Raw genomic sequence first — 15,346 nt, 5'->3', positions numbered from 1 at the left:
GGGACGGGGTGAGGGTCTCACGGGCCGCGAGTCGAACCCGTGTAAACCCCCTCTCCCCCTGGGAGAGGGCTGGGGTGAGGGATTTCCCTCCTCCGGCCCTCTTCGCGTTTCGAACGAGACCCGCCGCGTGTAAACCGGAGACCCACGTCCCTCCAGGACAAGAAGGTCGTGCGGCTCCACACGAAACCAGTCCCGCGGCTCCACACCGAGCGTTCCCTCCCGGACGGTCAACCCCGCCTTGCCAGGGTTCCTAAGTTCTGGAGGCGGACCCGCCGCTGTCTTTGCTTCGGGCGGACCGCATGAGGGGGGTCCTGATGCGTGCGTTCTATCTCCTGGCCGCGGCGGGGGTCGTGGCCCTATCTGCATGTGGAGTGACGGTGGAGCCGCCATCGGCTCCAGCGGTTTCCCCGGGGGTGTCACTCCATCCAGAGCGACGTGGAATCGGGCTGCTACCGATGGGCGGCCCCCAATCCATGGCGAAGCCAGGGCTGGAGGTGAGCGTGGATCCACGGCGCTCGCTGGCGGTGACGGACCAGCTCATCCTGGCGCGCTTCAGCTTCGAGGAGGTGATGAACCGGCTGGCGGAGCAGAGCGGCATTCCGGGGCTCACGGGGCTGAGGCTCTACCAGGAGTGGTGGGACACGCAGCGGCCGGGGCCGGGGTTGGGGCTGGGCGGTGCGCATTGCGATGACCAGACGCTCGAGGACGGGCTGCCGGGCTTCAACGGCTTCGCCTATGCCTGCCCTCGGGCGGAGGGGAGCCAGGCGCAGGAGAATCCCTTCCTCAATCCGGACACCCATCACGCGGCGTACGTGCCCATCGGGCTCTTCAACCGCTTCGACCTGGCGGCGGAGGACGGGAGCGACTGCGGGGAGTACCGCATCGTCTTCGCCCGGCGCTCGGGCATCACCAACTCGCGCAGCCGCAACCTCATCGCCTTCGAGGGAGTGCTGCCCAACCCGAAGCCGAAGAAGGGGATTCACGGGTGCCGCAAGGTGATGCGCTTCTGGGCGGAGCTCTCCCAGGAGCCGGACCCGGCGGTGCGCGCCGAGGCCCTGCACCGCTTCTACTTCGAGGGAATCGGGAACATCCCGCCGGTCATCGACATCGACAACTTCGGCAACGCCACGGATCGCGCCACCGGCCAGGTGCGCACCAACCAGTTCATGCAGTCCACCTGGACGTTGCGCGAGTTCCGCGTGCGCAAGCGGTGCGAGGGGGGCTCGTGCGTGATGCGCTTCGAGCCGGACACGGTGAAGACGAACCCGGCCGGAGTGCTCTTCAGCTCGAAGGTGGGCCATCCGCTCAAGGCGGACTTCGCGGAGTCCCTGGCGTCCCAGGTGGGGACGCTGGCGACCAACGACCTGCTCCGTTACACGATGGCCACCGAGGAGCGCTTCAACACCGGGCAGAGCAACGCGAGCGGCACGGAGAACCTCTACGTCCACCACTTCGGCACGGGTGCGAGCCCGCTGCGCACCCAACTCCAGCAGCGGCTCTCCACGCTGCGCAGCACGCTCACGCCGGCGAACATCGTCGCGAGGGCGCAGACGCTCTCCTGCGCGGGGTGCCACCAGCTCAGCACGGGCACGAACCTCGGAGGCGGGCTCACCTGGCCCTCCAAGTCCACCCTCTACACCTTCGTCCACGTGAGCGAGCGCACGCTGGAGGAGGGTCCGGACGGCCCGCGTTACGGGCTCTCGGAGTCGCTGGTGGGCACCTTCCTCCCGTACCGGCAGGAGCTGATGGAGGCCTTCCTCGAGCGGCGTCCGCCCTTCGAACAGCACCCGGGCCCCGATGACTGCGAGGAGCCGGAGGCGCCGGGTGCGCGGGGGGCCAAGAAGGACAAGCCGCCCAAGGAGCCGTGCGAGGACGACTGAGGACACTCGGGGAGATGGCGGCTTGCCCCACGAGCGGCCGGGCGCCTACGGTGGAGGGGCCGCAATGGAAATCGGCCTCCATTCGTAGGAGAGGACATGAACGCTGCAGGCCTTCGAGCAATGGGGACCCGGTTCTTCCGCTACGTGCGAGACCCGCGCGTGCCGATGTGGCGGAGGCTCGCGGGGTTGTTCGCCGTCATCTACTTCGTCATGCCCGTGGACGCGCTGCCGGACTTCCTGCCCATCCTGGGCTGGTTGGACGACATCGGCGTGTTGTCGGCGGCGGCCTTCTTCGTGGTGCGCGAGGTGCAGCGCTACCAGCCGGAGTCGGCGTGGCCGAAAACGTTGGATTCGGCGGAGGAGGCTCGGACGGGCACTCCGCCACTGCGCGACCGCTGACCCCGTGAGCCGTACGTGGAGGGGGCGGCTCTTCTTCGGACCCGGGCGCCTGCTCTACGCGGGGCCCCTGGGCGAGACGCGACCGCATGCGCACCACAGCTTCCAACTGGTGCTGTCGCTCGGTGAGCCGGTCTCGCTGGCGGACTCCCGCCTGCGCACCCGGCCCTGCCAGGCGGCCATCATCCCGCCGGATGTCGAGCACGCCGTGGCCGGCGCGGCCAGTGCCGCGGTGCTGCTCCACGTGTACCCCGATGACCTCGTCGGACGGAGCCTCCAGACACTCGGCATCGCGCGAGACTCCGTGGCGGACTGGCAGCGGGCGGGCGAGTGCCTCGTGTCGCTCGCCCCGAAGGCGCCACCGAGGCACTGGCACGAGGCCGAGTCGCTCGCCCAGGCGATGCTCCTCGCGCTGCGGGTGGACACGGCGAGCCCTCGGCCCACCCATCCCGCGGTGAAGCGCCTGCTGCGCCTGTTGCCGGAGGCGCTTGAGGGAGACGTGCGCCTCGAGGCGCTCGCGCCCCGGGTGGGGCTCTCCACCAGCCGGCTGTCCCATCTCTTCCGGGCCGAGGTGGGGCTGGCGCTCCGGCCGTACATCCTCTGGCTGAGGCTCCACCGCGCCGCCGAGCACCTGCGGGCGGGTGCTCCCCTCACCACCGCGGCGCACGCGGCGGGCTTCACCGACAGCGCCCACCTGAGCCACGTCTTCCGCCGGGTGTTCGGGCTCTCCCCCTCGGAGATCGCCGGCGTGGTCGAGTGGGTCCTCCCCCCAGGAGGTGGCGAGTTCTTACAAGCGCGCGGCGCTCCTCCCGCGTGAAGGTGGCGCGGTCAAGAAGGAGGAAGTCATGCCGATGAAGTCGAAGCTGCGGGCCGCGTTCGAGACCGAGCTGCACCAGGCCACCGAGGCGGAGCGGGGTGGTGAGCTGCCGCGCGCGTGGCGGCACCTGGAGCGGGCCCACATCCTGAGTCAGGCCCATGCCGGGCCGCATGTCCGGGTGCATTGCCTCATGTTCGCCTTCGGGTGGCGGCGCGGGGACGTGCGCGAGCTGCTCGGTCAGCTGGCGCGAATCCTGGTGGCCGGGCCGGGCTCGTGGCTCGGCCGGGCTCCGCTCGGCAATACCGGAGGAGCCAACGTGGGCATCCTCACGCCCATGCCGATTCCCGAGGACCTGCGCGCCCTGCTGGACGCGTGAGCGGGCGATGTCAGACCGATTCCCCATCATGCCGGCCGCACGGGGGCGACAGGGGTCGCCCCACTCACCGGGAGAAGCGCGCATGAAGAGGAAGATGACCGTTGCGGCCGTGGGGGTGGGAGCGTTGCTGGCGGCCACCAGCGCCGTGGCCGGCTTCAAGTCCAGCCAGCAGGTCGTGGTGGACGTGACGAACCGGCATGCGCAGGGCTCTCTGGGAGGAGCGCGCAACAGCGCGGATTCGATGCAGTACATCGGCTGCTACACGCAGTCGGTCAGTCCGTTCACGACCATCATCGGTCAGTGTTACGCGAGGGATGCTGGCGGCACCTACGTGAGCTGCTCGTCCACGGCGCCCGGCTTCGTGAACATGGTCCAGTCCCTGAATGGGGACAGCTCTCTCGCCTTCGGCTGGGACGCATCCAACACCTGCACGTCCATCATCATCTTCAACACCTCGGAAGACGCGCCCAAGATTCCGTAACGCGATCCGAGACAGTAGGAGGGGGAGCCCGAGCGCACGTGGGTGGCTTGTGCTCCTCCCGGGGATGCGTTACCGGCAGGGCTTTCCGCCGGAGTCTGGCTCCGGTGAGAGGAGAGCCATGCACCGACGTCTGCCTCGCGCCCTGCTGGGCGCCGTTCTGCTGTGGGGATGTGGTGGCAAGCCGCCCCCCGGGACGAACACGCCACCGGCCGCTGCGGACCTGACGCCGCCGACCGTGAGCTTCACCTCGCCACGAGAGGCCTGGCGCCTGGGCGCGTACCAGCAGGTGCGGCTGGAGGGCACCGCGGCCGATGACACCGGCGTGGAGCGGCTCACCTGGCGCTTCAATGATGGCGAGACGCGAGTCCTCGAGTCCACGGAGTCGGAGGGTGGGCGCGCGTTCGCGCTGGAGGTGACGCCCCGGCCCGGGAACAACACGCTGGTGGTGCGCGCGGAGGATGCCACGGGCCATGTGGCCGAGGCCTCCGTGTCCTTCCACTTCGGCACCCTCGTGTCGGCGGGCGGTCTGCACGGTGGCGCGGTGCGCGACGGACGGCTCTACACGTGGGGGCAGAACGCGCAGGGGCAGCTCGGGCTCGGTGATACGACTCCTCGCTCCACGCCGGTCCTGGTGGCGGAGCTGTCGCGGGTGGCCTCCATCGCCATCAACAGCAACACCTCGCTGGCGGTGCTCGAGGACGGCACGGTGTGGACCTGGGGCGCCAACGCCAGTGGACAGCTCGGCCTGGGGACTCCACCCGTGGAGGGCCAGCCACGCACCCCGGACACCCAGCCGCGCAATCGGCCCACGCAGGTGCCTGGACTGACGGACGCGGTGGCGGGCGCGCTCGGCTTCAGTCACGCCCTCGTGCTGAAGGCCGATGGCACCGTGGTGGCCTTCGGGAAGAACAACAACGGGCAGCTCGGGGATGGCACCACCACGGACCGCGACTACCCGGTGCCGGTGCGCGGGCTGACGGAGGTGGTGAAGCTGGCGGGCGGCTCGCAGCAGTCGGTTGCCCTCACGAGGGACGGCACGGTGTGGGCCTGGGGGAACAACAACTTCGGCAACCTGGGCCAGGGCACCGAGGACTCGGTGGCCCATCCCGAGCCGGTGCGGGTGCCGGGCCTCTCCAGCGTGGTGGACATCGCCAGCGGGCGTGACCACGTGCTGGCGCTCCACGAGGACGGCACGGTGTCGGCCTGGGGCCTCAATGCCAGCGGGCAGGTGGGCAACGGCGAGAGCGGCTCGGGCTTCGAGGTGCGTGCGCCGGTGAAGGTGGTGGGATTGACGGACGTGGTGGCCGTGTATGCCAACTCCAACTTCGGCCTCGCGCTGAAGGCGGACGGCACGCTGTGGGGCTTCGGCCAGAACTTCAACGGGCAGCTCGGCAACGGGCAGAGTGGTTCGGAGCATCAGGCCCATCCCCTCGCGGACAAGGCGGTGGTGGGGCTCTCGGAGCTGAGGGACGCCGCCGCGGGTTCCACGTTCGGGCTGGGGCTGCGCCGGGATGGTCAGCTCTTCGGGTGGGGCTGGAACAGCACCGGCTCGCTGGGCAACGACACGTTGCAGAACAACTGGAGCTTCCCCGAGCCCGTGGTGGTGAAGCTGCCATGAGGACGCGCCAGGGTTGGACGCTGGCGGTGGTGCTTGGCTTTTCGGCGATGGCGTGCCGTGGGGAGCCTCCGTCTCCGGCTCCGCTGGACGAGGTGCCTCCGGTCCGCTGGGACGTGGTGGAGCCTGGAGAGGCGCTATCGGGAGGCGAGGCGGGCACCGTCACCGACGCGAGCGCGCAGGCCTTCTCCCAGGCGCTGCCCGTGCTGACGCTGGAGCGGCGTTCGGGCTTCGTCTCGGGGCGAGGCGTCTTTGAGATTGATTGGATTCCGGCGCCGGCCTCGAGCAGCCGGGCGGACCGGGACGGGCTGGGGCCGCTCTTCCACGCGGTGGCGTGCAAGTCCTGCCACGTGGGCAACGGGAGGACCGCGCCACCGGACGAGCCCGGCTCCACAGGAGAGGCGCTGCTGATTCGCCTGAGCATCCCGGGCATGGCGCCCAACGGTGGACCGCTCCCGGAGCCCACCTATGGTGACCAGCTGCAGCCGAAGGGGGTCCCGGGTGTGCCGGCCGAGGCGCGGCTGGTGGTGCGCCATACGCCGCGCCCGGGCACCTTCGCGGATGGTGAGCCTTTCACCCTGATGGCTCCCGAGTATGCGCTGGAGGAACTGGCCCACGGTCCGCCGCATCCGGACACGATGCTCTCGCCGCGGCTCGCGCAACCCCTGCATGGGCTCGGTCTGCTGGCGGCGGTCCCCGAGGAGACGGTGCTGGAGTGGGCGGACCCGGACGACGCGAACGGGGATGGCATCTCCGGCCGGCCCAACCGCGTGTGGAGCGTGCGTCAGGGCAGGCAGGTGCTGGGGCGCTTCGGGTGGAAGGCCAACCAGCCGGACCTGGAGCAGCAGAGCGCCGGGGCCTTCCTCGGAGACATGGGGCTCACCACGCCCTTGTTTCCCGCGCAGCCGTGCACCCCGGCCGAGCAGGCCTGCGGGGATGCGCCCTCGGGAGGAGCGCCGGAGGTGGAGGCGAACCGGCTGGCGGCGCTCACCTTCTACTCGCACGTCATCGCCGTGCCGGCGCGCCGGGACGTGGACTCACCCCAGGTGCTGCGGGGGAAGGCGCTCTTCCACCGGGTGGGTTGCGCGGGTTGCCATCGGCCTACGCTCACCACGGGCATGTTGGAGGGCTACCCGGAGCTGTCCGGACAGACGATCCGTCCCTACACGGACCTGTTGTTGCATGACCTGGGCGAGGGGCTCGCGGACGGGCGGCCGGACTTCGAGGCCACTGGGCGCGAGTGGCGCACGGCACCGCTGTGGGGCATCGGGCTGACGGCCACCGTCAACGGGCACACGCGCTTGCTGCACGATGGGCGGGCGCGCTCGTTGATGGAGGCCATTCTCTGGCACGGTGGAGAGGCCGAGGCCTCGAGGGAAGCGGTCAAGCAGCTCTCGAAGGAGGAGCGAGAGTCACTGCTGATGTTCCTGGAGTCGCTGTAGCTCCCATTCATTCATCCCCTCTCCCTCCGGGAGAGGGTCAGGGTGAGGGTGCCTGTCCCCGTTTTCCAATCCGTGGAGCGCGGGAAATGGGGAACCCGAGTCCACCCCATACCCTCACCCCGTCCCTCTCCCAGAGGGAGAGGGTCCAACCCGATTCCTCACCGTAAATGCTCCCTCTCCCTCTGGGAGAGGGCTGGGGTGAGGGTCTTCCCCCTTGTGACACCGTGAATGCTCCCTCTCCCTCTGGGAGAGGGCTGGGGTGAGGGTCTCCCCTTCCGTGACACCGTGAATGCTCCCTCTCCCTCTGGGAGAGGGCTGGGGTGAGGGTCTCCCCTTCCGTGACTCCGCCTGCTCTACCGCGCCGCCAGCGCATCCACGTGCTGGCGAAGGGCCACCTCGTTCTCCAGCCGCGAGCTGAGCCCGGCGATGGGCTGAGCGGCCTGGGCAATCCGTCCCCGGGTGCGAGGACCCGCGGCCACGAGCCAGGCCACGCCGAGGACGAGCTCGGCCACATCGGGAGCACCACTCAACTGTGGCACGAGCGCGAGCAGGGCCTCGACGGCCTTCTTCACCTGGGCGCCGTGCAACGCGTGGCTGCTGGTAATCCCCAGGCGCAGCAACTCCAGCAGGGCGAGCGCGGTGGCGCGAGCCTGGCGAACGGGCTCGGGCCCAGTCCCCGTACCGGCCCACAGGCCGCTGGCGAGCTGCTTCTCGAGCAGGCCCACGCCGCCATCGGTGGCGACCTCTCCAAGGCCTCCGGCCGCCAATCCCTCGCGCCGCACCGAGATGGCCTCGTCATCGCCCTCGAAGTCCAGGGAGTCAACGCTGGGGGCCTCCAGGGAGAGGGGCTCGGGAGCCGCGAAGGCATCCCCGCCAGGCCCCGCCGAGGACGCAACCTCCTTCGCCTTGCTCCTGAGCAGCCGCTCGAAGAAGCCACCACCCTTCGCCTGCTCCTGGGGCCGGGCGGCGGCTACCACGGGAGCCGCCGCCGCGGGAGCCGGCGCGCCGGGAGCCGGAGGAGGCATTGCGGCCGGAGCGGACGCGTACCGGACGGGCGAGGGGGGCGGTGGCGCACCCGCGGAGACATTCGCGAAGGATGCGGCCACCTTCTTCGGGGCCGCCCCGCGGTTCCGGGGCGTCGCCGCGGCCAGGGAGGGCATGGCCGCGCCCTCCGCCTCCTCCTGCTTGGCGGTGCCGAACATGGCCCAGCCGGCGGGGGCGTGGACGGGGACGACGCGCGTCTCGGGCTGGCCCGAGGCGCGGCGCTCGCCGGTGCGCTCCTCCACCACGACGAAGGAGGTGTACGGCGTGACGATGCCGTGCGCGAGCGCGAGCTGGACGATGCGCTCCTTGAGGGCCTGGGCGCGCCGGCCCACGAGCGCGGCGTCCTGCCAGGCGCGAATGCGCTCGGCGGCCCACAGCTTCTCCACCGCGGGCCTATCGCTCTCGGCGGGGAAGCTCACGGGGATGGAGAGCGAGAACGTCTCCGCGCCCGACTTCCCCTTGAGCACCACCCTGCCCGAGCCGGGCGTGGTGTAGCGGCCGAAGAGGCTCCACGGCGTGCCGTCCACGAGCTGCGGCGGCTCGGCGGGGGCCAGCTCCGAGGCCTCCACGCCCTCGAAGCGCACCTCCACGCCGGTGACGCGCGGCGCGAGCGCGCGGGAGAACTGGGCCACCACCTTGTCGTCGATGCGCTCGCCGGGGTGGATGAACTCCACCGCGCCGCCCGTCTGCCGGGCCATGTCCTTGAGCAGCACGTCACTCACGTTGGTGCCGATGCCGAAGGAGTAGAGGCGCGCCGTCTTCCGCTCGGCCATCACCGCGTCGAGGATCTCCGACTCGTTGCCCACCTGGCCATCCGTGAGGAGCACCACCACGCCATCCGGCACGGCCCGCACGGCGGCCCGCATGGGCTCGAGCAGCTCGGTGCCACCGCTGGCGTGCAGGGCGGCCACCCAGCGGTCGGCCTGCTCCAACGTCTTCTGGGTGAAGACGACGGGCTCCGGCGAGAAGAGGCGGAAGGAGTTCTCGAAGGCGATGATGTTGAAGCGGTCGCCCTCGCGCAGGTGGCGCAGGCACAGGCGGAGCGCGCCCTGGGCCTGGGGGAGGCTCTCGCCGTCCATGGATCCGGAGGTGTCCACGACGAACACCACCTCCTGGCGCTTGGGGCCCGCGGCCATGCCGAGCAGGTCCGGCACCACGGTGAGCGCGAAGGTGCCGGGCTCCTGGCCCTTGCGGTGGGTGACGAGCGTGGTGAGCGGGGTGCTTGTGTCGGGGCTGCGCACGCTGAGCACGAGGTCGCGGTCCAGCGCCACGTTTGGCTGGGAGAGCTTCACGCGCATGCCGCCCTCGGCGCGGGAGACGTCCAGCTTGTGCGAGGGGCTCTCCACCACCACCTCGCGGCCGAGCGAGACGAGCAGGTCCAACGTGAGGCCGTAGCGCGCGTCGCCCACGGGCGGGGTGATGCGGTCCGCGTCGGGCACGCGGTTGGTGGGATTGGCCGCGCCGTGGGCGGTGCGGTCACCCTGGGAGTTGCCAGGGATGTAGCGGGGGGCGACGAGGGTGGGCAGGGCCCAGCGCACGCAGCCTTCCTCCACCTGGATGGCCTGGAGGAACTCCACCTCGACGAGCGTCTCCTCGCCGGGCAGGAGGTTGCCCACCTGGGCGGTGAAGACGTTGGGGCGCTCCTGGTCGAGCAGCGCGGCGCCGTGGCCGGCCGTCACCGCGTCGTCATAGGCGCGGAAGGCCTCCTCGCGCTCCTTGAGGATGCCGTGCACGCGGCGCCCGGCACACTCCATGGAGAACGCGGTGAGCGTGGCGTCGGAGGGCAGCGGAAAGACGTAGACGGCCTCGACGGGCCTGGACTCGGCGTTGCGGTAGCGCTGGCGCACGCGCACCCTGGCATGGCCGCCGAGGAGTTCACCGGTAACGTCCACGCCCTGAAGGGGAACCTGGGCACCGCTCTGCGTGTACAGCCCTGCCTTGACGTTCTCGACGTTCTCCATGGCTCTACCTTTCCTGGGACTCCTGGATGAGGGCGCGCACACGCTCCACGAGCGCCCGGGTCTTCGCGTCCGCCGTATCGGCGAGGTGCAGCTCCAGCCCTGGTGCCAGCTCCCACCGGCGCCAGCTTGTCACCCCCTCCGAGGGGGAGACAGACGCCTCGGCCTTTTCCGGGCTCGGGAGAGGCGCCGGGGCGGGGGCCTCGGCGGTGGGGGACGCAAGGCGGGCGGAGTCCGTGTCGGCGAGCGCCTTCAGCTCATCGGGACCCAGCCGCGCCAGCTCCACCTGGATGGCATCGAGCGGGAGGAACTTCGCCTGTAGGGCGCGGATGGCCTTGAGGCGCAGCAGGTGGTCCTCCCCGTAGACGGTGTCCGGCCCCTTGAAGGGCGGGGCGGGCAGGAGTCCACGCTGGACGTAGTAGCGCACGGTCCGGGGGGACACGCCCGCCGCCTCGGCCAGCTCCGTCAGCTTCCACTCCTTGGATGTCTTCGTTGTGCTCACGACCCAGACAGTAGGACCCGACAGTTCTGGTGTCAAGTCGTCACTGTCGATTTGTCACTGTCATGAAACCACTGTGAGGATGGGGGGGAGCAGGCGGCCGGGCTTGCGCCGGGCGGGTCGGGTGGGTCAGAGGAGGGCCCATGGACGCGACGGGCGGCGTGGACATCTCTTCCATCCGGGTCATCGGAGCGGCGGTGACACCGGCGGTCATGGTGTCCGCGTGCGGCATCCTGGCCACGGGGCTGGACAACCAGATTGGGCGGATGACGTCCCGGATGCGGGAGATGCTGCGCGAGTGGCGCTCGCTGCCGAAGGGAGATCCGCGACGCGAGCTGCTGAAGGCGGAGGTGGCCATCCTGGACCGGAGGCACCTGCTGCTGGCGCGGGCGATGGGGATGGACTACGGGGCGCTCATCTCGTTCGTGCTGACCTCGCTGCTGTACCTGTCGCAGCGGCGCTTCGGCGTGCCGGATGTGCTGCCGGTGGTGTCCTTCTCGGTGGGCGTGGTGCTGCTGGGCGTCATCGCGGTGTTCGCGCTGGCGTCGCTGCGGCTCGGCCGGGACGCGATCGCGCTGGAGAAGCGCGAGATGTACGAGGACGCCGAGGTCCCCGCCCCCACGGAGGAGCGAAGGAGCTGAGCGCACCGGGGCGTCCGGCACTCACTTCGGTTGCAGGCCGAGGGCGCGTATGAGGTCGAGGGGAATGGGGATGATGGTCTGGTTGCCACCGCCCGTTATCTCCACGAGCGTCTGCAGGTAGCGCAGCTGGAGGGTGATGGGGTTGCGGTTGAGCACGTCGGCGGCGAGGAAGAGCTTCTCGGCGGCCTGGTGCTCGCCCTCGGCGGCGATGATCTTCGCGCGGCGTTCGCGCTCGGCCTCGGCCTGGCGGGCGATGGCGCGCTGCATCTCCACGGGCAGGTCGATGTGCTTCACCTCGACGTTGGAGACCTTGATGCCCCACGGGTCGGTGTGGGCATCGAGCACCTTCTGGATGTCGCGGTTGACGCGGTCGCGCTCGGAGAGGAGCTGATCCAGCTCCACCTGTCCGAGGATGGCGCGCAGGGTGGTTTGAGCGAGCTGGCTGGTGGCGTAGAGGTAGTCCTCGACCTGGAGCACGGCCTTGTCGGCGTGGATGACGCGGAAGTAGACGACGGCGCTCACCTTCACACTGACGTTGTCCCGGGTGATGACGTCCTGAGGGGGCACGTCGCGCGCGACGGTGCGCATGTCGATGATGACGATGCGCTCGACGAAGGGGATGATCCACCGGAAGCCGGCGCGCTTGAGGCCCACGAAGCGGCCGAGGCGGAAGACGACGCCGCTCTCGTACTCGTTGACGATGCGCACGCCGGAGAGGAAGAGGAGCACGAGGATGCCCAGGGGGATGAGCAGCCCGAGGGCATTCAGGAAGAAGTCGTTCATGGCTTCACCTCGTCGACGAAGAGGGTGAGCCCCTCCACGCGGCGCACCACCACGCGGGCGCCGGGGGCCAGGGGCGAGGAGGAGACAGCGGACCAGCGCTCGCCGTGGACGAACACCTCGCCGCCAGAGGACGAGACGGCCTCGAGTACCTGGCCCACCTCGCCCACGAGGCCCACGTCTCCGGCGAGCTGGGGCTTGTGTCGGGTCTCGGCGGCGCGGAAGGCGAGGAAGACGGCGGCCCCGGCGAAGAAGACGGCGGTGGGGATGAGCGTCTGCAGGGGAATCCGCAGGGGACGGTCGACGAACCAGTCCGCGTCGAAGCGGTCGACGAGGAACACGCCGCCGAGCACGAGCAGCACGGTGCCGGTGGCGCCGAGCAGGCCGCTGGTGACGAAGAGCTCGGCGACGAGCAGCGCGACGCCGAGCAACAACAGGACGAGGGCGCCTGTGCGCACGGGCAGGGCGGAGGAGGCGAGCAGGGCGAGCACCAGGCACACCACGCCGACGATGCCGGGGGCGAAGAGGCCGGGGTGGGTGAGCTCCACGGTGATGCAGAGGCCGGCGATGAGGAAGAGGACGTAGACGACGGCGGGCTGGGCGAGGACGTGGAGGACGCGCTGGGAGAGGGAGGGCGCGAGCTCCACCACCTGGGCGTTGGCGGTGCGCAGGGTGACGGGCGTGTCGGCGACGGTGACGGTGCGGCCGTTGGCCCATTCGAGAAAGGCCTCCTGGGTGGGGGCGACGTGCTCGATGACGTGCAGCGCGAGGGCCCTCTCGGCGGGGACGCTCTCGCTCTGGCGGACGGCGCTGATGGCCCACTCGACGTTGCGGCCGCGCTGTTTGGCGATGGCCTCGACGAAGGCGACGGCGTCGTTCTCGATCTTCCGGGCCATCTCCTTGCCGCCGGCCTCCTCGGGGTCCTGTCCGGTGAGACCGACGACGGGGTGGGCGGCGCCGATGTTGGTGCCGGGGGCCATGGCGGCCAGGTGGGAGGAGAGGGTGATGAAGACTCCGGCACTGCCGGCCCTGGCGCCGGAAGGTCCCACCCACACCAGCACGGGGATGCGAGCGCCGAGGAAGGCGCGGACGATATCGCGAGTGGATTCGAGCTCGCCGCCGGGGGTGTCGAGGCGGAGGAGGAGCGCCTGATGACCGGAGTCCTGGGCGCGCCGGACACAGTCGACGAGGTAGGCGCTGGAGCCGGCATCGACCATGCCATCGAGGACACAGAGGGAGACGGTGGGGGGCGACGGGGAATCCGCATGTCCGTCCGCCTGGCCGAGCAGAATCACCCCCAGCGCCAGGGCCACCACGGCCAATCGCCCGAACGCCCCGAGCATCGCGAACCCCACTTCCTTGTACCGCGGCCCCAACACCGCGGCCCCAACCCCTCTCCCTCTGGGAGAGGGACGGGGTGAGGGTATCCGTCCTCGTGCTCCACCTCTGAGAACCAGCGGAACCACTGACCACCAGCCCGAGCAAAGTCACCCCACCTTGGAGGGCATCCATCCAGCCGTGCACTGCGCGGGGAGCCGAGGGGTCCGCTGTGCTACACAGCAGCGCTCCGCAGCCCCCTCTCCCTCTGGGAGAGGGCTGGGGTGAGGGTCATCCCCCGTCTCAGTGCCCCACCTCGCTGGCCAGCGGTGACTCCACCACGATCTCTCGCGAAGCATCACCCACGGGCCGTTCCTGTGCGAGCGCCTCCAACAGAAGCAACTCATCGAGCACGAGCCGGGGCATGAGGAAGTGCTGCCGGACGCGCTCCCGTCCGCGCGCGCCGAGCGCATGAGCCTCCTGGGGGTGACGCAGGAGATGAAGGAGGGCATCGGCGCACTCCTCGACACTGTCCACGAGGATGCCGCCGGTGCCCGGGGGCATCTGCATGGGAATGCCGCCAACCCGTCCGGCGACGACGGGGGTGCCCTTCCAGAGGGCCTCGGAGACGACGAGCCCGAAGCCCTCGCGCAGGGACTTCTGGATGACGACATCGGAGAGGGACTGGAAGGCATTGACCTCGACGTTGCCCACGCCGACGAGGTTGGTGAAGACATGGATGAGGTGGTCGTCGGCGGTCTCGGCGCGGACCTTCTCGTAGATGTCCCAGGCCTCGGGGTCGTCCTGGGCCATGGAGCTGAGGAGGGCGAGCTGGAGGCGGGGGATGCGTTGGCGGACGAGGCGGTAGGCGGCGACGACGCCGAGGGGATCCTTCCACTTGTCGAAGCGGCTGACCTGGGTGACGAGGGGGTGGCTGATGCGGACGCCGATCCACTCGAGGATGTGGCGGGCGAGGTCTTCGGGGAGGGAGAGGTTCTTGGGGCTGAGGGGGTCGATGGCGGGAGGGATGATGGCGACGCGGCGGACGGGGAAGCGGGGAGGGATGAAGCTCTGGAGGGTGAAGACGGCGGCGTCGTAGGAGCCGAGGTAGGGCAGGAGGAAGTCCCAGATGGCGGGGTTGGGGTGGGAGGTGTCGATGTGGCAGCGCCAGATCCACTTGGGGCCGCGGTGGTGGACGAGGCCGGGGATGGCGGCGGGCTGGGGGTCGTGGACGATGACGAAGTCGTAGCCCTCGGAGAGGTGGGGTGCGTTGAGCTGGGCGTTGCCGAGGTAGACGGCCTTCTCGGTGTCGGAGAGCTCGCCGGGGGCGCCCTGCAGGCCGTTGTGAAGGCGCTTGGTGATTTGAAAGAAGGCGTCGTCGCCGCGGATGATCTTCCACTCGGCCTGGAGGCCGAGAGCGCGGAGGAGGGGAACGCTGGAGCGGAGGATCTCCGAGACGCCACCTCCATAGGCGGTGGCGTTGAGGTGGAGGATGCGGGCGCCGCGCAGTTCGCGGGCGACGCGGGCGAGCTCGTCGAGCTGCTCGTCGGGAGCGACGCCGCGGTAGGACGCGAGGGAGCGATCACCGATGTCGACGACGTCGAGCATGAGACCTCCTGCCTGGAAGGATGGGGCCGAGGTGGCGAGCGTGGAGGAGGGAGGGAGAGGCTCGGTGGGAGGGGAGGGGGGCGATGGGGAGGGTGCCCGGCGGAGTGGGTGAATCCGCTGGCGGACGGAGGGAGGGAGAGCGCGTTGCGGTGGAAGGAGGGGCTCCCTACGGTGGGCGGGAACGCGTTGGTATGGAGGAGGTGCCCATGCGCCGTGCGCTGCTGATGGGGATGGGAGTGCTCGTTGGCTTCCTGGCCTGCCGGACGACCCAGCCACCTGGGACGGAGAACCGGGAGCCGCTCGATGACGCGGCACAGCGGGAGGAGGTGCAGAACGTGCCCGCGGAGCCGCCGGGGCCCGCGGGACCGATCACCGAGCCGGACGGGGGAATCCCTCCACAGCGGTGAGCCCGTGCGAGAGCCGCACCGAGGGCGGTTGGGCCCCAGATGCTCGATGCAATGGCCGGGACACTCGGCTAGCTAGAGGCGCGGA

14 protein-coding genes are annotated in these 15,346 nt (G+C 70.3%); 9 read left to right on the top strand and 5 right to left on the bottom strand.

Going from position 1 to position 15,346, the window contains the following annotated elements:
* Positions 1-473 precede the first annotated feature (473 nt).
* The 7 genes from JRI60_RS45615 (at position 474) to JRI60_RS45585 (ending at position 7,007) form a co-directional block, all read left to right on the top strand.
* Positions 474-1,880, top strand: coding sequence for a hypothetical protein (locus JRI60_RS45615; protein WP_204222356.1), 1,407 nt, complete (start codon positions 474-476; stop codon positions 1,878-1,880).
* A gap of 96 nt (positions 1,881-1,976) precedes the next feature.
* Positions 1,977-2,279: a YkvA family protein gene (locus JRI60_RS45610; protein ID WP_239470107.1), complete on the top strand. Its 303-nt coding sequence runs from the start codon at positions 1,977-1,979 to the stop codon at positions 2,277-2,279.
* Between the two features lie 109 nt (positions 2,280-2,388).
* Positions 2,389-3,093 (top strand): helix-turn-helix transcriptional regulator, encoded by a 705-nt coding sequence (locus tag JRI60_RS45605; protein WP_239470106.1) that lies wholly within the window; start codon positions 2,389-2,391, stop codon positions 3,091-3,093.
* Positions 3,094-3,121: 28 nt separating this feature from the next.
* Positions 3,122-3,469 carry a DUF3703 domain-containing protein gene (locus JRI60_RS45600; protein WP_204222354.1) on the top strand — a complete coding sequence of 116 codons (348 nt, stop codon included), beginning with the start codon at positions 3,122-3,124 and terminating at the stop codon, positions 3,467-3,469.
* A gap of 82 nt (positions 3,470-3,551) precedes the next feature.
* Positions 3,552-3,950 carry a hypothetical protein gene (locus JRI60_RS45595; protein WP_204222353.1) on the top strand — a complete coding sequence of 133 codons (399 nt, stop codon included), beginning with the start codon at positions 3,552-3,554 and terminating at the stop codon, positions 3,948-3,950.
* A gap of 118 nt (positions 3,951-4,068) precedes the next feature.
* Complete coding sequence (locus JRI60_RS45590; protein WP_204222352.1) at positions 4,069-5,568, top strand: RCC1 domain-containing protein; 1,500 nt, start codon at positions 4,069-4,071, stop codon at positions 5,566-5,568.
* Positions 5,565-7,007 carry a di-heme oxidoredictase family protein gene (locus JRI60_RS45585; protein WP_204222351.1) on the top strand — a complete coding sequence of 481 codons (1,443 nt, stop codon included), beginning with the start codon at positions 5,565-5,567 and terminating at the stop codon, positions 7,005-7,007. Before JRI60_RS45590 ends, JRI60_RS45585 begins: the two co-directional genes overlap by 4 nt.
* A 353-nt stretch (positions 7,008-7,360) precedes the next feature.
* Here the strand turns inward: JRI60_RS45585 and JRI60_RS45580 are convergent, their stop codons facing one another.
* Together JRI60_RS45580 and JRI60_RS45575 are read right to left on the bottom strand one after the other, a co-directional pair.
* The gene (locus JRI60_RS45580) at positions 7,361-10,012 is read right to left on the bottom strand and encodes a VIT domain-containing protein (RefSeq protein ID WP_204222350.1); all 2,652 of its coding nucleotides are present in this window, start codon (positions 10,010-10,012) and stop codon (positions 7,361-7,363) included.
* Between the two features lie 4 nt (positions 10,013-10,016).
* On the bottom strand, positions 10,017-10,511 hold the full coding sequence (locus JRI60_RS45575; protein ID WP_204222349.1) for a helix-turn-helix domain-containing protein: 495 nt from the start codon (positions 10,509-10,511) through the stop codon (positions 10,017-10,019).
* Between the two features lie 140 nt (positions 10,512-10,651).
* Between JRI60_RS45575 and JRI60_RS45570 the strand changes: the two genes are divergently transcribed.
* The gene (locus tag JRI60_RS45570) at positions 10,652-11,149 is read left to right on the top strand and encodes a DUF2721 domain-containing protein (protein WP_204222348.1); all 498 of its coding nucleotides are present in this window, start codon (positions 10,652-10,654) and stop codon (positions 11,147-11,149) included.
* A gap of 21 nt (positions 11,150-11,170) precedes the next feature.
* Here the strand turns inward: JRI60_RS45570 and JRI60_RS45565 are convergent, their stop codons facing one another.
* The 3 genes from JRI60_RS45565 to JRI60_RS45555 all read right to left on the bottom strand — a co-directional run bounded on the left by JRI60_RS45565 (position 11,171) and on the right by JRI60_RS45555 (position 14,854).
* Complete coding sequence (locus JRI60_RS45565; protein ID WP_204222347.1) at positions 11,171-11,932, bottom strand: slipin family protein; 762 nt, start codon at positions 11,930-11,932, stop codon at positions 11,171-11,173.
* The gene (locus JRI60_RS45560) at positions 11,929-13,272 is read right to left on the bottom strand and encodes an NfeD family protein (RefSeq protein WP_204222346.1); all 1,344 of its coding nucleotides are present in this window, start codon (positions 13,270-13,272) and stop codon (positions 11,929-11,931) included. The genes JRI60_RS45565 and JRI60_RS45560 overlap by 4 nt, the downstream gene beginning before the upstream one ends.
* Positions 13,273-13,549: 277 nt before the next feature.
* Positions 13,550-14,854: a glycosyltransferase gene (locus JRI60_RS45555; protein ID WP_204222345.1), complete on the bottom strand. Its 1,305-nt coding sequence runs from the start codon at positions 14,852-14,854 to the stop codon at positions 13,550-13,552.
* A gap of 206 nt (positions 14,855-15,060) precedes the next feature.
* On the opposite strand from JRI60_RS45555, the gene JRI60_RS45550 reads away from it, so the two are divergent.
* Entirely contained in the window at positions 15,061-15,261 is a 201-nt protein-coding gene (locus tag JRI60_RS45550) for a hypothetical protein (protein WP_204222344.1), read from the top strand.
* Positions 15,262-15,346: the final 85 nt, after the last annotated feature.

The sequence above is a fragment of the Archangium violaceum genome (genome assembly GCF_016887565.1).
Lineage (GTDB): Bacteria > Myxococcota > Myxococcia > Myxococcales > Myxococcaceae > Archangium > Archangium violaceum_B.
The sequence above is the reverse complement of the archived record's forward strand: the minus strand, read 5'-3'. Positions and strand labels throughout refer to the sequence as shown.